General features: G+C 41.1%; 23 protein-coding genes. 11 read left to right on the top strand and 12 right to left on the bottom strand.

What is annotated here, in order from left to right:
• Positions 1-571: 571 nt before the first annotated feature.
• Positions 572-871, bottom strand: coding sequence for a hypothetical protein (locus EXE29_RS13840; protein WP_120364853.1), 300 nt, complete (start codon positions 869-871; stop codon positions 572-574).
• A 214-nt stretch (positions 872-1085) separates the two neighbouring features.
• On the opposite strand from EXE29_RS13840, the gene EXE29_RS13835 reads away from it, so the two are divergent.
• Positions 1086-1721, top strand: coding sequence for a YczE/YyaS/YitT family protein (locus EXE29_RS13835; protein ID WP_120364852.1), 636 nt, complete (start codon positions 1086-1088; stop codon positions 1719-1721).
• A 439-nt stretch (positions 1722-2160) separates the two neighbouring features.
• Here the strand turns inward: EXE29_RS13835 and tyrS are convergent, their stop codons facing one another.
• A complete protein-coding gene (tyrS, locus tag EXE29_RS13830; RefSeq protein WP_162368848.1) occupies positions 2161-3393 on the bottom strand; it encodes a tyrosine--tRNA ligase in 1233 nt (410 codons plus the stop codon).
• A gap of 63 nt (positions 3394-3456) precedes the next feature.
• Here tyrS and EXE29_RS13825 point away from each other — a divergent pair, with 63 nt between their 5' ends.
• Positions 3457-4584 carry an anhydro-N-acetylmuramic acid kinase gene (locus EXE29_RS13825; protein WP_106986164.1) on the top strand — a complete coding sequence of 376 codons (1128 nt, stop codon included), beginning with the start codon at positions 3457-3459 and terminating at the stop codon, positions 4582-4584.
• A 61-nt stretch (positions 4585-4645) separates the two neighbouring features.
• Here the strand turns inward: EXE29_RS13825 and EXE29_RS13820 are convergent, their stop codons facing one another.
• From EXE29_RS13820 to EXE29_RS13805, 4 genes are all read right to left on the bottom strand, one after another.
• The gene (locus EXE29_RS13820; RefSeq protein WP_106986165.1) at positions 4646-5926 is read right to left on the bottom strand and encodes a lytic murein transglycosylase; all 1281 of its coding nucleotides are present in this window, start codon (positions 5924-5926) and stop codon (positions 4646-4648) included.
• 654 nt (positions 5927-6580) lie between these two features.
• A complete protein-coding gene (locus EXE29_RS13815) occupies positions 6581-7702 on the bottom strand; it encodes a 5-(carboxyamino)imidazole ribonucleotide synthase (protein ID WP_106986166.1) in 1122 nt (373 codons plus the stop codon).
• A 27-nt stretch (positions 7703-7729) separates the two neighbouring features.
• Positions 7730-8242 (bottom strand): 5-(carboxyamino)imidazole ribonucleotide mutase, encoded by a 513-nt coding sequence (gene purE, locus EXE29_RS13810; RefSeq protein ID WP_106986167.1) that lies wholly within the window; start codon positions 8240-8242, stop codon positions 7730-7732.
• 193 nt (positions 8243-8435) lie between these two features.
• Positions 8436-8777: a DMT family protein gene (locus EXE29_RS13805; protein WP_106986168.1), complete on the bottom strand. Its 342-nt coding sequence runs from the start codon at positions 8775-8777 to the stop codon at positions 8436-8438.
• A gap of 243 nt (positions 8778-9020) precedes the next feature.
• Here EXE29_RS13805 and mpl point away from each other — a divergent pair, with 243 nt between their 5' ends.
• Positions 9021-10385 carry a UDP-N-acetylmuramate:L-alanyl-gamma-D-glutamyl-meso-diaminopimelate ligase gene (mpl, locus tag EXE29_RS13800; RefSeq protein WP_120364851.1) on the top strand — a complete coding sequence of 455 codons (1365 nt, stop codon included), beginning with the start codon at positions 9021-9023 and terminating at the stop codon, positions 10383-10385.
• 74 nt (positions 10386-10459) lie between these two features.
• Here the strand turns inward: mpl and EXE29_RS13795 are convergent, their stop codons facing one another.
• Complete coding sequence (locus tag EXE29_RS13795) at positions 10460-10930, bottom strand: BLUF domain-containing protein (RefSeq protein WP_117008001.1); 471 nt, start codon at positions 10928-10930, stop codon at positions 10460-10462.
• Positions 10931-11135: 205 nt separating this feature from the next.
• On the opposite strand from EXE29_RS13795, the gene EXE29_RS13790 reads away from it, so the two are divergent.
• Positions 11136-11483: a hypothetical protein gene (locus EXE29_RS13790; protein ID WP_106986171.1), complete on the top strand. Its 348-nt coding sequence runs from the start codon at positions 11136-11138 to the stop codon at positions 11481-11483.
• A gap of 91 nt (positions 11484-11574) precedes the next feature.
• Here EXE29_RS13790 and EXE29_RS13785 read toward each other — a convergent pair whose 3' ends face one another.
• Positions 11575-11859 (bottom strand): GNAT family N-acetyltransferase, encoded by a 285-nt coding sequence (locus EXE29_RS13785; RefSeq protein ID WP_106986172.1) that lies wholly within the window; start codon positions 11857-11859, stop codon positions 11575-11577.
• A gap of 413 nt (positions 11860-12272) precedes the next feature.
• Positions 12273-12554, bottom strand: coding sequence for a GNAT family N-acetyltransferase (locus EXE29_RS13780; RefSeq protein ID WP_120364850.1), 282 nt, complete (start codon positions 12552-12554; stop codon positions 12273-12275).
• A 148-nt stretch (positions 12555-12702) separates the two neighbouring features.
• On the opposite strand from EXE29_RS13780, the gene EXE29_RS13775 reads away from it, so the two are divergent.
• The 5 genes from EXE29_RS13775 to EXE29_RS13755 all read left to right on the top strand — a co-directional run bounded on the left by EXE29_RS13775 (position 12703) and on the right by EXE29_RS13755 (position 17890).
• Positions 12703-13884, top strand: a complete 1182-nt coding sequence (locus EXE29_RS13775) for a sugar transporter (RefSeq protein ID WP_106986174.1) — start codon at positions 12703-12705, stop codon at positions 13882-13884.
• Positions 13885-14215: 331 nt separating this feature from the next.
• Positions 14216-15181 (top strand): TerC family protein, encoded by a 966-nt coding sequence (locus tag EXE29_RS13770; RefSeq protein ID WP_117007999.1) that lies wholly within the window; start codon positions 14216-14218, stop codon positions 15179-15181.
• Between the two features lie 213 nt (positions 15182-15394).
• Complete coding sequence (gene guaD, locus EXE29_RS13765; protein ID WP_120364849.1) at positions 15395-16711, top strand: guanine deaminase; 1317 nt, start codon at positions 15395-15397, stop codon at positions 16709-16711.
• A 215-nt stretch (positions 16712-16926) separates the two neighbouring features.
• Entirely contained in the window at positions 16927-17454 is a 528-nt protein-coding gene (hpt, locus tag EXE29_RS13760) for a hypoxanthine phosphoribosyltransferase (protein ID WP_117007997.1), read from the top strand.
• 178 nt (positions 17455-17632) lie between these two features.
• The gene (locus EXE29_RS13755; RefSeq protein WP_120364848.1) at positions 17633-17890 is read left to right on the top strand and encodes a GlsB/YeaQ/YmgE family stress response membrane protein; all 258 of its coding nucleotides are present in this window, start codon (positions 17633-17635) and stop codon (positions 17888-17890) included.
• 79 nt (positions 17891-17969) lie between these two features.
• On the opposite strand, the gene EXE29_RS13750 is transcribed toward EXE29_RS13755, so the two are convergent.
• Entirely contained in the window at positions 17970-18671 is a 702-nt protein-coding gene (locus EXE29_RS13750) for a DsbC family protein (RefSeq protein WP_120364847.1), read from the bottom strand.
• Between the two features lie 234 nt (positions 18672-18905).
• Between EXE29_RS13750 and EXE29_RS13745 the strand changes: the two genes are divergently transcribed.
• The gene (locus EXE29_RS13745) at positions 18906-19172 is read left to right on the top strand and encodes a metal/formaldehyde-sensitive transcriptional repressor (RefSeq protein WP_120364846.1); all 267 of its coding nucleotides are present in this window, start codon (positions 18906-18908) and stop codon (positions 19170-19172) included.
• A 122-nt stretch (positions 19173-19294) separates the two neighbouring features.
• On the top strand, positions 19295-20479 hold the full coding sequence (locus tag EXE29_RS13740; RefSeq protein WP_120364845.1) for an MFS transporter: 1185 nt from the start codon (positions 19295-19297) through the stop codon (positions 20477-20479).
• 71 nt (positions 20480-20550) lie between these two features.
• Here the strand turns inward: EXE29_RS13740 and mnmE are convergent, their stop codons facing one another.
• Together mnmE and yidC are read right to left on the bottom strand one after the other, a co-directional pair.
• Positions 20551-21906, bottom strand: a complete 1356-nt coding sequence (gene mnmE / locus EXE29_RS13735) for a tRNA uridine-5-carboxymethylaminomethyl(34) synthesis GTPase MnmE (RefSeq protein ID WP_106986182.1) — start codon at positions 21904-21906, stop codon at positions 20551-20553.
• 93 nt (positions 21907-21999) lie between these two features.
• Complete coding sequence (gene yidC / locus EXE29_RS13730; RefSeq protein WP_106986183.1) at positions 22000-23766, bottom strand: membrane protein insertase YidC; 1767 nt, start codon at positions 23764-23766, stop codon at positions 22000-22002.
• Between the last annotated feature and the right edge of the window lie 4 nt (positions 23767-23770).

The following is a 23770-nucleotide window of genomic DNA, read 5'->3' as shown; positions in this document are numbered from 1 at the left end:
GAAATCATTGCAAGTACTAATTAACGATATATTTCACGTATGTACTTTTTTTCTACAGAAATGATAAAAAAAGCGCTTTTTTATCTATTTTTTAACCATTTTTATTTAAAAAAAACCTTTTATTAGGATTTTATTTTTCAAATTATCCATTTCACGCAAAATCATATTCGAGCTAATTTAGCCATAAAATGTATAAGTGATCAAAAAGACATCACATCCAACTATCAGAACTAGTTTTATATCTTCCCACGTGCTTCATAACATCAAATATTCAATCCATTTCAAGTTTTCACTAGACTAAAAACGCTTTGTTTAAATATTTTGAAGACATTGTGCTTTCAAGTCCTATTTTTAAAGCTCATATTTATTCTTCCCACAAATTTAATTTGCCACTCAATCTATACATCACATCCTTAATGCATCTATTCACGTATAGATATTTTTTAGGCTTGATTTGCATCTTATTCAGCTAACTTGATAGCAATAGACATTAAAAAAACAAAAGCATTTTAACGCCCATGTAGCCAAAACGCGTGAATCACCCTTTCTTCTTTATGCCTTCTGACTGACTCTATGTAGTCATCAAACATCGCTCAGCGACCGGTCGCTTACATACATGCGCCATCACTTCCAATACCGTCTGATGCTTGCCTTGATAATCCTCAGCACAAAACATCATTTTTGCCCGCATGGGTAAACGCTCATGAATAAAAGCAAACAGCTGATAATGCGCGCCAACATCCATATTTAAGAAGATTTCTTGTATTTGCTTATATTGTGCCTGTTTCACTGCTTCTGGCTGATATTGAAATAAACAACGCATCACTGCATCAATCTGTTCATCATTATTGTCTGTATTGTAATACGCCATGTCTCCCCCGCTTTTTTATTGATTTATTTATCTATAAAGCCAAAGCTTCTGCCTCAGAAGCTTTGATTGCACGATCTTCTAGCGTGCAGATCGCATGTGCAATCATCATATATAACAATGGTTCGATAAAAACCGCCATATTTTATCCTTAAGGCGCATAGAGCCGATTTATTTTTTTACATAGACTGCTTTTTATTTTTTTGAACCCAAACTTATGCCTGTGCATTTCATCCCCCGCTTGATCCTACTACTGAGTGGCCTTGCGCTGATGGCATTTGGTGTCACGATGTCTATTCATTCCAATCTTGGCACATCGCCTATTTCGTCCGTTCCTTATAGCTACAGCTTCATCTTGAATATGAGTATTGGCACATTGACCGTGCTCATGCATATTCTGATGATTCTGATACAAATGGTACTACTCGGTAAACGGTTTCAATGGCATCAATGGTTGCAATTACCTGTAGGCATGATTTTTGGCACGTTCATTGATGTACTAATGTGGGCGACGCAAGGCTGGTCTATGCGTGTTTATGCGCTACAAATAAGCGCCTGCTTATTCAGTTGCCTCATCACAGCCATCGGAGTATGCCTTGTCGTGAAAGCAAATTTGGTGTTTTTAGCAGGTGAAGGCTTATATGCTGCCATCTCACAACGCTTTGGCTTTGAGTTTGGTCGCTGTAAAACCTATGGTGATATTGTATTGGTGTTGATTGCAGTCATCAGCGCATGGTCTGTACTGGGTGAAATTATTGGAGTTCGCGAAGGCACAATCATTAGCGCACTGGCCGTCGGCAGTCTAGTTAAACAAATGCTACCCAAGTTCGGCTTTCTTCAGTTTAATGAATAACAAAAATAGCACTACGGTCCTCAGCAAGTCTGGGGATTTTCATTTTTAAGCGCTAAAATTATGAGTTTGCAGAAATTTAAGAAAATAAAAAGGAAGAGATCTCTCCCAAAATCCCTCCCTCGGAGTTGAATCTTTATTCGATCCATCATGTAGTTATTATAGTTATTCTGCAGTATTTAAAAAAAGTCCCTTGGGGAAGAGACTAATAAATTGTGGAGTAATTATTATCTGTACCCTCTAGATATGCTAAAAATTTCTAGATGAATAAATACTATACATAAGGTATATAAAATGCAAGTTATTCGGAAAAATTTAATTGTTGTTTTTATAAGGTTTTTTTGAATTTACTTATCTAATTTACTAATATAAATATTCAATAAAAAAAGCAAGCCGAAGCCTGCTTTTTAATTCAATCACTTATATCAACTTAAGCGCGCTATCAGTCTACAAATATCACTTTAGCAATGGCCTTTTTGCTCGATTGCACGATTAAAGTCACGTTCTCTTTCACAGAAAAAGAGGCGTCTACTTCTTTCCAATCGACTTTTACAGCACCACGTGCAACTGCATCTTTGGCTTGAGCTGCATTTTTTACTAGACCTGCCGCACGCAAAATTGATGCAATAAACATTTCGCCACCAAATTCTGCACGTGATACGGTCACTTCTGGCGTACCCTCTGGTAATTCACCTTCAGTGATTAAGTTACCCGCACCTTTATGTGCACTGGCAGCCGCTTCACTACCATGGAAACGTTCCACCAATTCCAATGCAAGAATCTTTTTCACTTCTTGTGGGTTACGGCCTTCCGCCACTTCTTTTAAAAGTTGCTGAATTTCTTCAATAGATTTGAAACTTAACAGATCAAAGTAACGTTCAATCAAAGCGTCTGGCATTGAAAGTACTTTTTGGTACATCGCACCCGGTGCATCAAATACCGCAATATAGTTGCCTAATGATTTAGACATTTTATTTACGCCGTCTAAACCTTCAAGAATAGGCACTGTAATGCAGACTTGTGCTTCTTGGTCATAACGACCTTGCAATGTACGGCCCATTAACAAGTTAAAGGTCTGATCCGTACCACCCAGTTCAACGTCAGCTTGCAATGCAACCGAGTCATAACCTTGTACCAATGGATACAAAAATTCGTGAATAGCGATCGGCTGATGATTGTTATAGCGCTTAGTAAAGTCATCACGCTCCAACATACGCGCCACAGTTTGCTGTGAAGCCAATTGAATTAAATCAGCAGCAGTTTTTTGACCAAACCATTCAGAGTTGAAAACCACTTTGGTTTTTGCTGGATCAAGAATTTTAAATACTTGTTCTTGATAAGTTTTTGCATTTTCCAAAACTTTTTCACGTGACAAAGGTGGGCGCGTTGCGCTTTTACCTGTTGGGTCACCAATCATCGCAGTATAGTCGCCAATCAAAAAGTAAACTTCATGACCTAAATCTTGGAATACTTTTAATTTATTAATTAAAACTGTATGACCTAAATGCAAATCAGGCGCTGTAGGGTCAAAACCCGCTTTAATTTTTAAAGGACGATTTTGCTTTAACTTCTTCAGAAGGTCTTCTTCAGAAATAATTTCGTGAGTGCCTCGTTGGATGAGGGCAAGTTGTTCTTCAGCCGGCAGGAAATTTGACATCTCAAAACCCAAATACATCAGTTATTCAATTTGTGCGATATACTAACACTTTTTCAGCACTTTGCAGGCTTAAGAATAATCATGACCGCGATCTATATTGGAGTAATGACGGGCACCAGCATGGATGGCGTCGATATTGCCGCTGCTTCTTTTGATCCCTTGCAACTACATGCCACACTCACCCTTGAGTTTGATCCCGATTTACGTGATGAACTGATGGCGCTCACCTTACCAAGTGACAACGAAATTGATCGCATGGGGAAAGCAGATGTCGCTTTGGCCACCATGATTGGTGAAGGCATTAATCGCTTAATTGCAGAAAATAATTTAGATAAAACCCAAATTAAAGCCATTGGCTCACACGGACAAACCATTCGTCACCGCCCTGAACATGGTTTTACCCTACAAATTGGCGACCCCAATATCATCAGTGAAATTACGCAACTCCCTGTTATTTCTGATTTTCGTCGCCGTGATATGGCTGCCGGTGGCCAAGGCGCGCCATTAGTCCCTGCCTTTCACCAAGATGTTTTCCAACACAATAGCATTCATCGTGTGATTTTAAATTTAGGCGGCATTGCGAACGTCAGCCTTCTACCCGCAGGTAATCCAGATGGCGTGTATGGCTTTGATACTGGTCCTGCAAATATTTTAATGGACGCTTGGTGCCATCGTTATACGGGTCAAGCTTATGATGAAAATGGCAATTGGGCGGCCTATGGTACGCCTATTCGTAGCCTACTCGATCGACTTCAAGCACACGACTTCTTTGCCAAAGAACCACCAAAAAGCACAGGCCGTGAAGACTTCAACTTAGAGTGGTTAGACGAACAAGTTGCTGATTGGCGTAGCGATCTTGAATATGATGAATTAGAAGATACACCTGAAAATATTCAAGCAACCTTAATGAAGCTCACCACCCGTGCAATTAAAAAAGCGATTTACCGCTCAGACATGCCTACAGGTGAAGTCTATGTATGTGGAGGTGGCGCGTATAACTCACATTTACTTGAGCAATTACGCTGGCGTTTACGCAAACACCAATGGACAGTACAAAGCACAGCCGATCTTGGTTTAAGCCCAACATGGGTAGAAGCAACTGCCTTTGCATGGTTGGCGATGCGCTTTGTTCAGCAACAATCTGGCAACCTTCCCGCTGTGACGGGTGCAAAAGGCTATCGCGTACTGGGTACAATTACCGCGGTATAAAAGCCAAAATATGGCATAAAAAAGCCTGCTGATGCAGGCTTTTTAAGTTAATGCGAAAAACTCATTTTAAAATGAATTTTGCGTTTTCAGTTCGAAATGCTTTTAAAACCACTTGCCCAGCACGACCCGTCGGACTTAAACCCAACTTCATTTGTTCTTGGCGAATCGCCTGACGGGTTTTATCACCAATTAAGCCATCCACATTGCCAATGTCATAGCCTTTATTGAGCAAATATTGCTGTATTTCACGGCGCTCTGCTCGTGAAGTCCCTGCATCATCTGTTGGCCATGCAGTACTAAACGAACCTTTACCCTGTAAACGATCTGACAAATGTGCAATTGCTAAGGCATAACTTTCAGCTGCGTTATAACTATAAATAGCATCGAAGTTTTTAAAGACTAAAAACAGCGGGCCATTTTCACCTGCTGGCATCATTAAACCGGCTTGTGAGCTTTCAGTTAGGTTGCCTTGAATGAGCGGTGAACCGTCTGCGCGTAATACACCACGATTGACCCACGATGCCAATGATTTTTTATTGCGTCGGCCTTCGCCCCCTAAATAAGTTCCTGCTGGCACTTTAACTTCAAAGCCCCAAGGTTGCCCTGTTTGCCAACCGCGCTTACTCAAAAAATTCGCTGTAGATGCTAATGCATCAGGCACACTGGAGACCAAATCACGTCGACCATCGCCATCAAAATCAACAGCAAGCTCATCATAAGTGGATGGCATAAATTGCGTATGACCAAAAGCACCCGCCCATGAACCCTTTAATTGGTCTTCACGAACATCACCACGTTGTAATAAACGCAGTGTAGTAAAGAACTCGCCACGGAAAAATCCCTGACGACGCCCCTCACAACTTAAAGTGCCTAAAGCCTGTAATAAAGGATAAGAACCCGCTATTTGTCCAAAATTGCTTTCTACGCCCCACACAGCAACCACAGTTTCAGCAGGAACACCGTAAGCGCTCGCCACTCGGTTTAATACATCTTTATGTTGCTGAAGCTTTTGCAGTCCAACCTGTACACGCTCATCGTCAACCAATCCAGATAAATAATCCCAAATTGGCGTTGAAAACTCTGGCTGGTAATTGAGTTTTTCTAAAACTGAATAATCTGGACTTAAATTTTGAGTATAGCGGTCATAAGTATTACCAGATACGCCACTCGCAAGGGCTTGCCCACGTAATTGGCTCAAACATGCTTGAAAATTTTGAGTTTGGGCTGGAGATTGAAATTCAGTTGAAGCTGTAACGACTTTTTGCCCATTAATAATTAATTCAGCATGCGCTGTCGTCAATGCAAACAATGTGCTGGTACACAATAAAATGAAAGAACGCATATCCGCCTTATTTTTCTGGATTTGTATTTAATTCTTAGCTTAACACCAGATGATGTATTTTTATGAGGGAATACGTAACTTTTGAATTCATTTTTAAATTTAAAGCAAAGTTTCGCTTTTAAATTCAAAAAACTTATCCACAGATCAGACTTAATGTTTTTTAAATTCAAAACACCAAAACAAAAATGAATTTAAATTTATTTTTAATAAATTTTTTTAAATTCAAACTTTCATCCACAAGCCACTTAATTACAAGATTTTGATAAATATATTATTTTTGAATGCATTAAACATGCTTTTACTTTGAATTTAAACTGCAATAAATTTAAATTCAAAACTTTGAATTTAAAAGTAGTGTTTTAAATTTGAATTTGTTTTTGAATTTAAATTCATTGTTGATATTTTGAATTCAAACTTAGCTTTTATTGTTCAATGCGTCTGAATAAAGAGGCAAGTTCGCTAAACAGTCTTTCAATTAAGTCGCACAGCAAGATGCCAATATTTATAGCAAATAGGTGAATTTATAATCAATTGCTTTACCAGCAAAACCGACCAAAGGCCTGTCTGCGTAAAAGAGGCGCAATGATGCCCGAAGTTAAGGTATAAAAAAAGCGATCACTGACGTGATCGCTTTTTTTTACAGCAACTGTACGTTTAGATGCTCATATCTTCGCTAAGCGCTAAAGGATTCGGTAAAATCTTCGCCAATTGACGGCATAAAGTGGTCAATTCAGCGCTGTCATTGGGCATTAAGGTAATATGGCCAATCTTACGACCTTCACGCTCTGACTTATTATAAAGGTGTAAATGCGCACCTTCTAAAGCCAAAACATCTTCAGATTTTGGATGTTGACCAATAATGTTCACCATTACAGTCGGACGAACCACAGCCGTTGAACCTAAAGGTAAACCTGCAACAGCACGAATATGGTTTTCAAATTGAGAGCATACTGAGCCTTCAATTGACCAGTGACCTGAGTTATGCACGCGTGGTGCCATCTCATTGGCATACAAGCCTTTGTCAGTCACGAACAGTTCAAGTGTTAATACACCGACATAATTCAAATGATTGAGCAGGCGAGTGATGTAGTCTTGCGCCACAGGCTGTAAATCAACACTGTTGGGTGCTGGGACAATCGAATGCGACAAAATGCCATTATGGTGATGGTTTTCAGCCAAAGGCCAAGTACGTACATCACCATCTTGGCCACGCACCGCAATAATTGACACTTCACGAGAGAAAGTCACAAAGCTTTCTGCAATGAGCTCACCCGCAGGGCCAAGCTCAGCCCATGCTTGTGCAATTTGATCTGCAGTGCGCAATACAAATTGGCCTTTGCCATCATAACCGCCACGTGATGTTTTGAGTACGATAGGTAAACCCAATTCAGCCACAGCAAGGTTTAAACCCTCAAGTGAAGTCACGGCTTTATACGGCGCAACTGGAATTGAAAGTTCATCAAATAAAGCTTTTTCAGACAAGCGATGTTGTGCAATTGCCAAGGCTTGACGTGGTGGGTGCAACGTTTTGCTTTTCGTTAGAACATCGACATCCGTTAATGGCGTATTTTCAAACTCAAGACTAAATACATCTGCACTGGCGATAAACTCTTGCAAGCCATTTTCTGCTTTGGTCGAAAATACTGGACCAAGCGCTGCCGATGGGCAATCTGTACTTGCTTCAAAAAAGGTGCATTGCACATTCAGTGGTAGGGCTGCTTGCGCCATCATACGACCCAACTGGCCACCACCAAAAATACCAATGGTTTTATCCATGATATAACTCCCGTATTAAGCTTGCTCTTAGTTCTGACCAGGAATGTTTTTGCTCGCAACTTTTTCAGTTTGAGCCGCACGGAAATCTACAACATTTTTTGCAATTTCAGGACGTGTTAAACCTAAAATTTGCGCTGCCATGATTGCAGCATTGGTTGCGCCAGCAGGACCAATCGCCAATGTACCCACTGCAATACCTGCAGGCATTTGTACAATCGAAAGCAATGAATCAACGCCGTTCAAAATTGAAGACTTCACTGGAACACCCAGTACTGGAAGATCAGTTTTAGCTGCACACATACCTGGCAAATGTGCAGCACCACCAGCACCCGCAATAATTACTTGAATACCGCGATCGCGGGCTTGCTCTGCATATTCAAAAAGACGGTCTGGCGTACGGTGCGCAGATACCACTTCCGCTTCAAATGGGACGCCAAGTTGCTTAAGCATATTGGCAGTGTGTTCGAGAGTTGCCCAATCTGATTGAGAACCCATGATAATTCCAACGAGAGGTGTGTCTTGTGAAGCGGCCGCATTCATTGCAATGTTTCCAGAGATTAGTTAAGAGAGATAAATCTCGACTAGAGCCAAGCTTTAATAAGAGCCCCATATTATAGACTGAATTTTCAGCTCACCAAAATCTTAGAGTCAAACTAAGCGCAGATTTTTATTATTTTTTTATCAAGCTTGGCAAAACTTAAATAAAAATAGGGCAGTAGCCCTATGATTTAAATTATTGGCTACGAAAGACAAAATACACACAGCCCAATAGACACAAGCCAGCCCACACATAATCGAGTTTAAATGGCTGTTTAAACAGAAAAATCATAAAAGGTACAAAGACCAGTAAAGTCACAACTTCTTGGGTAATTTTCATTTCCCCCATAGACCAACCTTGTTGGGCAAGGTAGCGCGTTGCAGGAATCATAAAACTATATTCTGCTAAGGCAATGATCCAACTTAATAATATAGCCTTCCATAGAGGCGCATCGTGCGGTAAAAACTTTAAATGACCATACCAAGCCAAAGTCATAAAACAGTTCGCAACAATCAATAATATAAAGGGCAGATACATTGGCTCAAATGTCTAGCAATAAGTGTGGCCATTTTACGTTTTTTCTCACAAATTTTTTAACCTGTTACTATTTTTTTATAACACAAAAAAAAGCGCAAAATCACGCAAGAATATTCTATGTCCAGTGACAAGAAAAACTATCTTTTCCCCAAGAGCCTTGCTATCGTTGCTTTCACATCAAATTAATCACGACAACAGCACCAATAATACGTGATGTGTCTATAAAAGCAGTGGAGTGAGCGTATGCATCTGCATATTTTAGGTATTTGCGGCACCTTTATGGGTTCTTTGGCGCTACTGGCGCGAGACCTTGGCCATAAGGTGACGGGTTCAGATCAAAACGTTTACCCTCCAATGTCGACCCAGCTAGAAAATGCAGGCATTACTTTAATTCAAGGCTATGACCGTAGCCAGCTACAACCACAACCTGATCTTGTAATTGTGGGCAATGCCATGAAGCGTGGCATTGATGTTGTGGAATACATGCTCAATGAAGGCATGCCTTATATTTCTGGCCCGCAGTTCCTCGCAGACTATGTCTTACAAGGTAAACACGTGCTGGGCGTAGCAGGGACGCATGGCAAAACCACAACAACGACGATGCTGGCATGGGTACTCGATCAAGCGGGTCTTGAACCAGGCTTCCTGATTGGTGGTGTGCCTTTGGGCTTTAGCGAAAGTGCACGCTTAGGCGCTGGGAAATACTTCTGTGTAGAAGCAGATGAATACGATTCAGCGTTTTTTGATAAGCGCTCTAAGTTTGTGCATTACCATCCAAAAACAGCGATTCTGAATAACCTTGAATTTGACCATGCTGATATCTTTGATGATTTAGCCGCGATTCAAAAACAGTTCCATCATTTAGTCCGTACTATTCCAAGTGAAGGTCGCATTATTGCGCCAATTACAGAAAGCAATATTGACGAAGTATTAGCACAGGGATGCTGGACGCCAGTCGTACGTACCTCTTTAGATGCAAATGAAAAAGCAGAACTTTATGCTGAGCAACTCTCTGCTGATGGTTCACATTTTAAAGTGCTACAGCACGGCACAGTCAAAGGCGAAGTGAAATGGAACATGACAGGCCAACACTCTGTAGCCAATGCCTTAGCAACGATTGCAGCAGCAGAGCACGTCGGTGTATCCATTGAAACTGCCTGCGAAGCACTGTCCAATTTTGGCGGTGTAAAACGCCGTATGGAATTGCTTGCTACCGTACGTGGCATTGAAGTTTATGATGACTTTGCACATCACCCAACAGCAATTGACACAACCCTAGAAGGTGCACGCAAACGCCTAGGCGAACGTAAGCTCTGGGCGATTATTGAACCACGCTCAAACACCATGCGTATGGGCAGTCATAAAGATGGCTTAGCACATTCAGCACGACTGGCCGATGAAGTTATTTGGTATCAACCTGAAGGTTTAGATTGGGACTTAGAGCCTGTCATTCAGGCTTCACCGAATAAAGCGATGGTTGCGCGCACATTGGATGAAATCATTCAAAAAGTGACTACAGAAGCAGGCGAGGGTGATGCTGTGGTGATTATGTCGAATGGTGGTTTTGGTGGTCTGCATCAAAAATTAATTACGGCCTTAACAACCTAATCTAAAACATGGTGTAGCCGTTTTAAAGAAGCCCGTGAAGCGGGCTTTTTTTTATTTTTAGATATCTAAATCGATTAAAGATAAGGTTTATATCCTCGTGTGCGGTAACCTTGCATGCGTTTGAGTTTCGGCTCGCTATTCTGTAACCTTAGTAATAATTCTAAAAATACAGGAATTTGTTCTGTCTTCAGTTCATGTGGTAAAAATGCATTCAATCCGAACCTTTTGAACAGCGTTCCGATCGAACTATGTTTATTTACATATTTCATAGACCATTCAGAAAAATGAAGCCGATCAATCACACGATTTTCAAAACGGATGAGATTTGTGTGGCGAGGATCGCTCGCAATTTTAGCGTAGACTTTTTCTAAAATTTCCGCCTCTGCTTCAAGACATTGGAAGAATCTACCTTCCGCATAGTACAGTACCCCATAGATTGCATGTGCCTGATTAAAATTTCGAGCAGAAACTAAAATATCACTCAGATCCTCAAGTAAATCCTTTTGATTCTCCTGACGAGTACTGGCATAGCACAGCTGCATCATAAGTTTAATCCTTAACTGAGCGCGAAGCGCTTCGATTTTTAAAATTCTAATTTGTTTATTTTTTAATCAAATGTAATTTTATACTTACGTCCATTTATGCCAACTACATCTCAATTTTGCAAACAACTTTAGATAAAATAGGCTCAATATTACACACTGGTCTTTGCTGGTGCTTTTACCTCAAAAACAATAAAAGAGGTTATCTATGCTCCCCAACATCTTTAAAACATTTGGATTAATAACAATTGCAGGCATTTTGGTACTGGTTTTTCATCATTTAGGCCTCAATGAACTGCTAAATGTCCTTATTACTTCGATTGCACTCGGTGCATTACTTCGTTATTTCATTGGCCAACGTGGCTATTTGATTGCAACAGTTGCAGGCTTCAGCGCAGTGCTGTTTTATCACAGCGCATTTGATCTGCTTCAAATGATGTTAGCGAGCATACTACTGGGCTACAGCGCAATTGATATGTTGCAATGCTATACTCAATCTCGTAAATCACAACGTCGCTTGCCACTGAGCCCTGACCGTGAGTTTTTAAATTATTAACTGTCGCGGAATAATTTTTATTACGTATATCGAGTGTTGCAACATTTTATGAAGCACCTCTATAAAACCCAGCGCTACTTCCAGAAGCTGTTTAAGCACGCAAATCCGCAAGGCTTTTGTCGCGTTTAAACATCACATCAACATAAGAGCACGCTGGAATAATTTTCAAATGCTTTTCACGCGCATAATTAACCAGACTATCGAGCATTTCACGGGCAGCGCCCTGACCACGTAATGAATGATCCACCCATGTATGATTGGCAACAATTTTATGTTCGTCATTCCATATATAGCTAATTTCTGCGACACGCTCGCCGTCTTCATTTAACTTGAAAAATTCACCCTGCTGACCATTGTCTTGATGCTGAAGCTGCATTGTTATACTCCTGAATGCCGTCCAAATGACATTTTTTAAATAAATGAATTAATCGACTAAACCATTAAAAAACGTTAAAAAATACCTGATTTCAGTGATATCAAATCTGACTAATTTTCTCTAAATTCATCAACTAAAGCTGTTCTTTTTTTGTTTTGATATTTTTTGGGGATTTCAATGGATTTATATCTTGCTAGTGTAGGATTTCTTATACTGATTGCAATCTTGCTGGCTGTATCAATGTACCGCTCACGCTTTTAAGTGAAATGCCTGCTCGACAGTAACAGGCATCTTGCGACGTCATTGATGTGTCAGACTGAATAATGCAATGTTCAGTTTTATCCGTTTATCTGTCTATTTTTCAAAGACAGTCAACGCTATCAGCTACATTCAGATCACTGAGACTGCGTGGCTTAAACCAGCACATCACGAATTTCTGGATCTTTGTCAAAAACAGATTTGGCAAAAGGGCATAGCGGTATAATTTTCACCTGACGCTCCCGTGCAAATTGCACCGCAGCATCAACCAAATGTCGACCCACACCTTGCCCACGTAAACTATCGCTGACCGCGGTATGATCAATAATAAATTTGTCTGTACCAGCCCAGGAATACGTCATCTCAGCTAATCGTTCACCCTGCTGTTCCACATAAAAAGCGCCTTTACTGCCATTTTCTAGATGCTGTACGATCATGTATCCGCCTATTTTTGTATGTGTGAAAATATAGAATCATTGATTTGTTCTTTGGTATTTTTTATTGATATTGATGTAGATATTCAATAGCGCTTAACAATTCTTCACCATAACCCTAGAATGGCGAAAATTCCCCAAATACCCGACTATGTCTAGCCCCAATTCCGATACATCTGCTACCCGTCAGTGGATCAGCGTGATTACGCTCGCTTTCGCTGCATTCATTTTTAATACCACGGAATTTATTCCCGTAGCACTGCTGAGCGATATTGGTAAAAGCTTTGATATGCCTGCCACCGAAACGGGCATTATGATTACATTATATGCATGGGTGGTCGCACCAATCTCTCTGCCGATAATGCTACTGACCAAGAATATTGAACGGCGCTTTCTACTCATGGCACTGTTTAGTGTATTTATTGTGAGTCATGTGCTGTCATATTTTGCATGGAGCTTTAATACACTACTGATCAGCCGTATCGGCATTGCATTTTCACATGCATTGTTCTGGTCAATTACTGCGTCACTTGCTGTTCGTGTCGCGCCTGAAGGCAAAGCATTTCAGGCGTTGGGACTGCTCGCAACGGGTACGGCGCTGGCCATGGTACTGGGTATTCCTTTTGGGCGTATGGTGGGTGAAGCCTATGGCTGGCGTAATACATTTGCACTAATTGCTATCGGTGCCACAGTCGTATGCCTAACACTGGCTAAAACTCTGCCATTGCTCCCAAGTCAAAATTCGGGCTCTTTGAGTAGCTTAAAAGAATTTATACACCGGCCTAGCCTCATGCTGGTGTTTGCACTGACCGTGATTGTGATTACAGCGCAGTTTACGGCTTATAGCTATATTGAGCCTTTTGCACTCAATGTAGCGCAGTTAAGCTCCACAGAAACCACCGCACTCTTATTAATCTATGGCGGGGCAGGTTTTATCGGCTCTTATCTGTTTGGTAAATTTGGCGCCAAATATCCACGTGTCAGCATTCCGATGTTCACGCTGCTATTGGCTGCTTCTATGCTATTAATGCTTCCTGCTTCTGCTAGTTTTATCAGCTTTAGCGCATTAAGCCTATTTTGGGGCATCGGCATTATTGGTTTTAGTCTGGCACTACAGTCACAAACCTTAAATTTAGCTTCTGATGCAACGGATGTAGCCATGGCAATTTATTCAGGCTTATACAATGTCGGCATCGGGGGAGGTGCCTTACTGGGTGGCATCGTTTCACTACAATTCGGGCTGAGTAATATCGGTATTATGGGTGGCATCTTGGCTGTAATAGGCACAGTACTGGCCGCCGTATTCGCACGGCGCAAAGATTTTCAAACTTAGGCAAACAGACCTACAAAAAATGCACAGATAAAGTTTGCTTCCTCAAGCAAAATCTGAGAAGATCGCCACAGATTTGAACACGCTTCAATCACTAAATTATGCAAGACAAGGGGAGTAGCCTCCTCCAAACCTAATCATTACATCAATGCTTAGGTGTCAGAATATCGTCATTACACTTTGCAAAAAGTCGGTATCTGAGCATTTTAGAGGACAAAATGTCTCTACTAAAATGTAGGCAAGACCTTGATCATGTTGTTACAGATGTTTTTATTCATCTGGCAACAGGTCAAGGTTTTTTTATGGCCGGTTGTTAGATGTGGAGGATACACACATGGAAACAATCGGCTCACTCTGGCTGTATTTGGCATTTTTCGGTTTAGTCACCGTGATGCTTATCATCGACTTTTTAGGCTTTAAAAATAACCAAGGCCAAGAAGTTAAAGTAAAAACAGCGGCCTATTGGAGTATTGCTTGGGTCTCAGTCGCAACACTATTTGGTGGCGGACTCTGGCTCTACTTACAACAAACCGCAGGTGTGGCTGTGGCAAATACCAAGGTCATGGAATACTTTGCAGGTTATCTGTTAGAAAAATCTCTTGCTGTCGATAACGTCTTTGTCTGGCTGATGATTTTTGCAGCTTTTGCAATTCCACCCGCATTACAACGTAAGCTTTTACTGTACGGCGTATTAGGTGCAATTGTCCTACGGACCATCTTTATTTTTATTGGTGCGTGGTTTGTACAAGAGTTTTCTTGGGTGCTGTATATCTTCGGTGCGTTCTTGGTTTATACCGGCTTCAAGTTCTTAAAAGGACAAGAGGAAGAGGATACCAATATCGAAGATATGGCCATTTTAAAATGGTTACGCAAGCACATGCGCATTACCCCGCAAATGCATGAAGATAAGTTCTTTGTCCGTCAAAATGGCATGCTTTGGGCGACACCTTTATTTTTGGTGCTTATTTTAGTTGAAGCTTCGGACGTGATTTTTGCGGTGGATTCTATTCCTGCAATTTTTGCAGTCACCACAGACCCGTTTATTGTATTAACCGCGAATTTAATGGCTATTTTGGGTTTACGTGCCATGTTCTTCTTATTGTCTGGTGCAGCTTCAAAAATGCATTATCTACCTTATGGTTTAGGGCTGATCTTGGTGTTTATCGGTTTCAAAATGTTGATGCTTGATGTCTTCCACATGCCGATTTGGATTTCTCTCGGCTTTATTGTGATTACCCTTGCGATTACCGCTTGGCTGTCCATTCGTCATAGTAAAAAATACAACGAAACGACCCTCTAAAGTGCGCAAAAAGCCTTCTTTCATAGGAGGCTTTTTTATGTCTATCTCGTCATCACCCACAGTAAAAAAAATAAGATACGCCTGAAATCCCATACCAATAATAGGCCAATCATTTAGGCCATACCGAAGCATTAAAGATTATGTGATGAATCCTCGTATGCTTGAGTTTTTCAGGTACAATCAATTGAAAAAATTCAAACATACAGGTTTAAAATGTCTTCTGTAATTGCAACGACAGCGATCCGTGGTCGCTTCCTCGACATTCAGAATACAGTTGCCCAAGCACGTGATATACACGACCAAGTGCGATATGTAGAGGATGGTCTACTCATCAGCCAAAATGGCAAAATTCAGTGGTTTGGAACTTGGCAAGACGGGCAGGCACGTTTAGCTGCACAAGTTGACGTGCAACATTATCCAGATCAATTGATCGTCCCTGGTTTTATCGATACACATATTCATTTTCCACAAACTGAAATGATGGGCGCTTACGGCGAACAACTTTTGGAATGGTTAAATACCTATACTTTCCCAACCGAATTACAATTTTCAGATCCTGCTTATGCTAAAACCATTGCAGAATTTTTTGTGCATGAACTCCTTAAAAATGGCACCACCACAGCTTTAGTGTTCTGTACTGTACATCCCGAATCAGTTGATGCCTTATTTGAAGCTGCAAGCAACTATCAAATGCGCCTGATTGCAGGTAAGGTCATGATGGACCGTCATGCCCCCGATGATTTATGTGATACCCCAGAACGTGCTTATAGTGAATCAAAAGCTTTAATTGAAAAATGGCATGGCAAAGGCCGTAACCTATATGCCATTACGCCACGTTTTGCTCCAACCTCGAGCCCAGAACAACTCAAACGGGCAGGGGAGTTAAAAGCAGAATATCCAGATGTGTATGTGCATACACATCTGAGTGAAAATAAAAGCGAAATTGAATGGGTGAAAGCACTTTTCCCTGCGCAAAAAGGCTATTTAGATGTCTATCATCATTTTGGTTTAACTGGCAATAAATCAGTCTTTGCACATTGTGTGCACTTAGAAGATGACGAATGGAACTGCATGCATGACACTGATTCTGCCATCGCTTTTTGCCCAACCTCTAACTTATTTCTCGGCAGTGGTTTATTTCCCTTACATACCGCATGGGAAAAACAGATCAAAGTGGGCTTAGGCACAGACATTGGTGCAGGGACTTCCTTCAACCAACTACAAACCATTCAAGAAGCCTATAAAGTTCAACAGCTACAAGGCAATAAACTTTCTGCATACGAAGCGCTGTATCATGCAACATTAGGTGGTGCAAAAGCTTTAGATTTAGATCAGACCCTAGGTAACTTTAATACAGGTAAAGAAGCCGATTTTGTGGTGTTGGATTTAAAAGCCACAGCATTACAGCAGCTACGCCAATCACGTGCCAAAAGCTTAGAAGATGCCCTATTTGCGCTTATGCTGATGGGAGATGATCGGAATATTCACGCAACCTATGTGTATGGTCAGCGGGTTTATTCGACCTGTTAAATTTGCATTTCCTTATAGCATGGTTAGGCATTCATCAGCGTGCAAAGTATTTTGACCTGATTAAATATGAGTAAAATCAATGTGCCTAACCATATTGCTTACATTTTCAACAGAAAAAATAATGCAAGGGCATCCAAGTTGTATTAAAATTAAGGCATATTTTTAGGTGTTGCTGGTCAACGCCTTTTTTATTTTTGTATTTTAGGTATCTACCCATGACAGTTCAAATGAGCGTGTTGATCTCCACTGAAGAAATTCAAGCCAAAGTTAAAGCACTAGGTGCGCAAATTGATGCACACTATGCCAACAGTGATAAAGAATTAGTTCTGGTGGGCCTGTTACGTGGGTCTGTTATTTTTATGGCAGATTTATGCCGTGCAATTAGCAAAGTTCATGAATTAGATTTCATGACCGTATCAAGCTATGGCAGTGGCACAGTATCAACACGTGACGTAAAAATTTTAAAAGATTTAGACGGCGAAATTCGTGGTAAAGATGTACTTGTGGTTGAAGACATTATTGACTCAGGCAATACCTTGAGCAAAGTGTTAGAAATTTTAGAAACACGCGGACCGAACTCAATTGAATTATGTACTTTAGTCAGCAAACCTTCACGTCGTGAAATCGACCTCGATGTCCGCTTTTTAGGTTTTGAAGTTGAAGATAAGTTCATCGTGGGTTATGGCTTAGACTATGACCAAAAATATCGCCACATTCCATTTATTGGTGAAATTGGTCTGTAATTCTATACCAGACATTTAAAAGTGGCCGAAGGCCACTTTTTTTTATTTCTTAAATTAATATGAACAAAAAAACAACAGTTTTTAGCTAAATTCAACTATTTATAGATGACCAATTAACTCAAGATGAAATAGAAACATGATGTAAAAACAATTACATGATAAGAAAAGGAGCTCACTTATGTGGTCACTCATTGTCGCGATTGTTGTTGGTTTTATCGCAGGTTTAATTGCCCGTGCGATCCATCCAGGCGAAGATAAAGCCAGCTTTATAGTGACGACTTTATTGGGTATTGCGGGCTCACTACTCGCCACGTACGGCGGTCGCTTACTCGGTATTTACGGCGAAAACTCAGCAGCTGGCTTTATTGCCTCAGTCATTGGTGCAATCATTATTCTCTTCATTTATAACATGGTCACCAAAAAATCCAGTGCTTAAAACGCAAACTGACGAAGCAAAAAAATACCCGTTTCGCACGGGTATTTTTTATCGTGTTTGCTCAAGCTAAATATTCAGCTTATTGACCAATTTGCTTTAAGCGCGCTTCGATCTCTGTAGCAGGATAAGCACCTAACATTTTCGCACCATCCGCAAAAATAATAGCAGGTGTACCATTTAAACCCAAAGTACGCGCCAATTGAATATTACGCTCAATCGGATTTGCACACGTTTTACTACTGGTGGGTTGTACGCCTTTACTAATCAAATTAGTCCAAGCATAAGCTGGGTCTTTTTCACAAAAAACTTGTTTAGACGGCGCTACAGATTGTGGCTTTAAAGGCAAAATAAATGTGTAAATAGTGACATCATTCAGCTTATTCAATTCTACTTCAAGTTGTTTGCAATACGGGCAATTTGGGTCAGAAAAGATCGCCAACTGGCGCTTACCAGTACCTCTTACAGTTTTAACTGCATCTTTGAATGGCAGGGCTTTCCAATCCACTTGTCCTGGTCGATACATAAGTGATTTGGTTAAGTTTTCCTGATCCTTAAGACGAATCATATTACCTGCCAATACATATTCTGCATCTTCAGTGATATAAACAACCGTGTCTCCAGCATAACCGCTATAAATTCCAGGCACTTCAGTTTTTTTAACTTGTTCGATATTTAATGCAGGATAGTTTTTTACCAGCAAAGCTTGTACAGAAGCTGCATCTGCCAACGCCCATTGCGACATTACACCCGCAATAATTAAGGCACAGGTCTTTTTGATCATTACGTTCACCACGTCATTTTTATGTTAAAGATTCTACTGATATTTATTGATTAGTTCGAAGTTTATTTTCAAATCCTTACCCAATTGCAACATCGTTTCACGTGGAACATACTGCTGTAGCCAAAACTTGAATAAAAATATGCATCATAAAAATAAATCCAAAGAAGCAGAGACTTGTTCATTTGAAAGAATTACTCATATACTCCCTTATAGTATATGAGTAAGGAATCAAACATGAGCCATTTACACCAAGATAAGAAGCTTTTAAACCGTGTAAAACGACTCCAAGGCCAAATGAATGCAGTTGAGCAAGCACTGCAGCACCCTGAGGCCGAGTGTATCGCTGTACTGCAACAAGTGGCCGCCATTAAAGGCGCCGTACATGGCTTAATGAATGAATTAATAGAGGCACATTTACGCCATCATGTGATAGGAACACACACTGAGACCAATGAAGAAGAATTGGCTGAGTTTATGCAACTATTGAAGCGCTATAGTTAAAATTTTAAATAGGATAAATTGACCCTAGACGCAGATCGCAAGTACACTAACTAAACACCCAACCATTTTCTCATATTCTGCATTTTACAATCAGAAAGTAGCCTATAGATGCGATCTGTTTCATGACAAATTCTCAATCTTGGCATCCATTTATGATGGTTAGCCTTGCCCTGATTATGGGTACCATTGGCACAGCACTCGCCAGCCCGTTGTATCCAATTTATCAGGAACTTTGGCATTTGCTACCGAGCCATATCACCTATATTTTTGTGGCTTATATGTTTGGTTGTCTGGCAACACTGCTATTTTTAGGCCGCGCCAGCAATAGTTTTGGCTTTATTAAAACTTTACAAGCAGGCATGATTTTTGTCATTGCTGGCTTAGCACTCTCTGCCATTGCCCCAGATGCACTATTTTTATCCTTTGCACGCTTTTTAGTGGGTATTGCTTCTGGCCTCATTAGTACTTCAGCGATGCTCGGTCTGATTTACACCATTCCAACCAGCTATAAGCAAAACGCACCACAAATGAGTTCGATTATTACCATTATCGGTTTTGGACTTGGGCCATTGATTGGCGGTGTAATTGCTCAGTTTTCTGCTCAGCCACTCATCACACCTTATCTTCCTATCATTGTAGGGGCGATTCTATGCTTGATTGGACTTTTTACAGTGAAGCATGTCCCTGCAGAAAAACAACCATTTTCAATTGCACCACATCTAGAATTGCCAGACAAAAAATATCACGGCCTGTTTTATATCGCAGGTTTTGCAGCATTCAGTGCCTTCGCATCTTTTAGCTTATTTGCATCCTTAGCACCGTCTTTTGTGAAAGATATTATTCCATGGCATGGCCCAATCGTCAGTGGTACATCTATTGCCAGCATTTTATTGGTATCAGCACTGTCGCAATACGCTGCCAAAAAAATGCTACCGCGCAAGTCGTTGAGATTGGGCCTCTCTACACTGATCGTGGGCTATATTCTGCTATCGCTCTGTGTTTCATTTCACTGGGGCGTGCTGTTTTTTATGAGTGTGTTCAGTGCTGGAATAGGGCACGGTTTGAGCCTACTGGGCGCATTTGGAATGATTCATAGTATGACTCAAACAGAGAATCGAGCAGCGGTGATGTCGACGTATTTGTTTATTGGTTATTTGGGCACAATTCTACCGATTATTGGTGTGGGGTACTTATCCGACCATTTTGGCTTTAGCATCGGTATTATCGGTTTTTGTATCTCAGTCGGTGCCCTGTGCCTCAGTTTATTGTTCTGCCAACGCAGCATGACCACGCCACTACAGCACTAAGCACAAACATACTTTCAAATAAAAGCCCTCAAATGAGGGCTTTTATTTTTAAAACAGCGAGGGAAACTGGCTTATTTTCCAATACAAAACGATCCAAAGATCTTGCCCAATAAGTCATCAGCACTAAAATCACCGGTAATTTCACCGAGTGCATTTTGTGCAAGGCGAAGCGACTCTGCGACCAATTCACCTGCGTGGTAAACCACCAATTGCTCACGTGCCTCTGCAAGATAGTGCTGAGTGCGCTTCATTGCGTCCAAATGGCGTGTTCGTGCAATAAAGGTATCTTCTTCTGGTTGGAAGCCTGCATGCGCTGTAACAGCATCTATCAGTGCTTGAACGCCTGTTTCTTGCTTCGCAGACACCGTTATATGGCGAAAGCCTTGATAATCGCTCAATGCTGACGTTGTTGCAGTTAAATCACATTTATTCCCAATCAACATTAAGCGCTTAGGCTCAATGTGTTCTGCAAAATAATCTTGCGCTAATTGTAGTGGATCTTCACCCTGACTTAAGTCATAAACCAAAAGCAATAAATCCGCCTGCTCAATTTCCTTAATCGCACGGCGTATGCCTTCTTTTTCAACCACATCACCCGTTTCACGCAGACCTGCAGTATCTGTTAGCGTAATAGGTAAACCATTCAGCGTGATTTTTTCATGTAAAACATCACGTGTCGTGCCCGCAATATCGGTCACAATCGCACGTTCAACACCTGCTAGAGCATTGAGTAAAGATGATTTACCAGCATTGGGTTTACCCGCAATCACCACTTGTAGGCCTTCACGGAGCAACTGTCCTTGGCGTGCTGATTGTTGCACAGCGCTGACAGAAGCACTCACCCCATCCAATAAACCTAAAATTTTACCATCAGCCAAAAAGTCAATTTCTTCTTCTGGAAAATCAATGGCCGCTTCTACATGTAAACGTAAGTGAATTAGATTTTCTAATACCGCATTCACTTTAGTTGAAAATGCACCTTGCAAAGAACGTACGGCCGAACGTGCTGCAGCTTGTGAGGTAGCATCAATCAAATCGGCAATGGCTTCTGCTTGTACCAAGTCCATTTTGCCATTTTCAAAGGCACGCATTGAAAACTCACCCGCTTTGGCAGCTACCGCACCGAGCTCTAGTAAGCGTGCAAGGAGTGCATTTTGAATGACAGGCCCACCATGACCTTGCAATTCAACAACGTCTTCACCTGTAAATGAATGCGGATTTGGGAAGCAAATCACCAAGCCCTCATCCATAATTTCGCCGTGAACATCTAAGAACTTACGAAAGCCTGCATAACGTGCTTTAGGCAATTCAGATTGGCACAGCGCCTCTGTAATTGCATACGATTTTGGCCCAGATAGGCGAATTACACCGACACCACCACGACCGGGCGGGGTTGCAATGGCAGCAATTGTGGTTCGGTTTTGCATAACATTCACCTAAAAAATTCTCAAATTACAAGCAAAGAAAAATCCGCCTAAGATTACCATCTTAAGCGGATTTATTCAGCCCATCAGCACTGCTTAGTTTGCTGAATCTGCGCCTTCACGTTTTAAACGGTCTTTTTCAACGCCTTTATTAATCAGGCCTTGTTGCAAGATCGTAATACTGTTGTTACAGATCCAGTACAGCACGAGGCCTGCAGGGAAGAACAACATAAATACCGTAAAGATGATTGGCATGATTTTGAACACTTTAGCTTGCATAGGATCTGCAGGCTGTGGGTTCAAACTTTGCTGGATAAACATCGTCAAGCCCATCAACAATGGCAGGATAAACCAAGGGTCCATTGCAGATAAATCTTGAATCCAACCTAACCATGGTGCATGACGAAGTTCAACTGACTCCATCAATACCCAATACAACGCAAGGAAAATTGGCATTTGTAATAACAATGGTAAGCACCCAGAAAGAGGGTTAACTTGCTCACGCTTGTACAAAGCCATCATTTCTTGAGAGAAGCGCATACGGTCTTCACCGAACTCTTCTTTCATACGTTGCATTTCAGGCGCAATCACACGCATTTTCGCCATAGAGCGATAGCTCTTCGACGACAACGGCCAAAGAATTAATTTCACTAGAATCGTCAATAAAATAATTGACCAACCCCAGTTGCCCACTAAACCGTGGAAGAACTGTAAGCCTAAGAATAAAAGCTTCGCAATTGGCCACAACCAACCATAATCTACAGTTTGGTTTAAACCAACAGCTAAATCTTTTAATTCAGACTGAATTTTTGGTCCTGAGTAGAATGTTGCATCTAATTCAGCAACCGTACCCGCAGGAACATTAATTGTTGGCGAAGTAAAACCAATGATGTTCATGTCATCTGTTGATTTACGTGATTCCAACTTCGCTGCATAAGGCTGACCATTGGCTTGCGTTAATTTAAGCTCGCCCGGAATCCATGCACTTACAAAATAATGTTGTACCACAGCAACCCAACCGCCTTTTGCTTCAACATTCAACTTTTCTTCATTGAAGTTAGCAAATTTTAGCTTGTTGTAATGCTCATCCGGTGTACCCCATGCGCCGCCAAGGAAGGTGCCCAAAGTGAAAATCCCTTGATCCGATTTACCTGGATCTTCTGAATTATCACGTTTGATTTGACCAAACATTTGACCTTGCCAATTTTGTGCACTGCGGTTCACCACTTTGTGATTCACAATAATCGGGTAATCACCTTGAGTGAACGTAAATGACTTGATAATTTCAATGCCATCTGCAGTTTTATACACCATTGGTACAGTAAGGACTTTGACCGCTTTACCATCTTTATCTTTAGACGCTTTTGCATCAGCTAAAGTATATGCTGATTTTTCAATCTCATAAGATGGTCGACCTGCACGGCTACTGTCGGGACCGTTTAGACCAATTAAGCCTGATTGTGCTACATACGTACGTTTTGCATCACTTTCGAGCATTACAAAAGGTTGGTCACTGTCTTTATTCTTGTCATGGTTGAGTAATTCAACACGAACAATATCACCACCCTTTGGATTAATCCAAAGATGATAAAGGTCAGTTTTTACAGAAATAAGCTGTTGGCTTACTGGTGCTGTTGCATCTGCTGTTTGTTGTGCTGGCACATTTGCTTGTGGCACATCAGTGGTCGCTGACGCCGCTGTTTGAGCATTTGGCAAATCGGCAGAGACTTCATGCGAAACAGCAGCAGCGGTTGGCTGTGCTTTAACTTCTGCATGACCGTAGTCTTTTTGCCAAGCCAAAATAAGCAAATAAGCGACAACAAACATGGCTCCTAGAATGGCAATCCTGGCCCATTGTTGCATATCT

The sequence above is a fragment of the Acinetobacter sp. WCHAc060006 genome (assembly GCF_004209135.1).
Taxonomy (GTDB): Bacteria; Pseudomonadota; Gammaproteobacteria; order Pseudomonadales; family Moraxellaceae; genus Acinetobacter; species Acinetobacter cumulans.
This window is presented reverse-complemented; position numbering and strand designations above follow the sequence as displayed.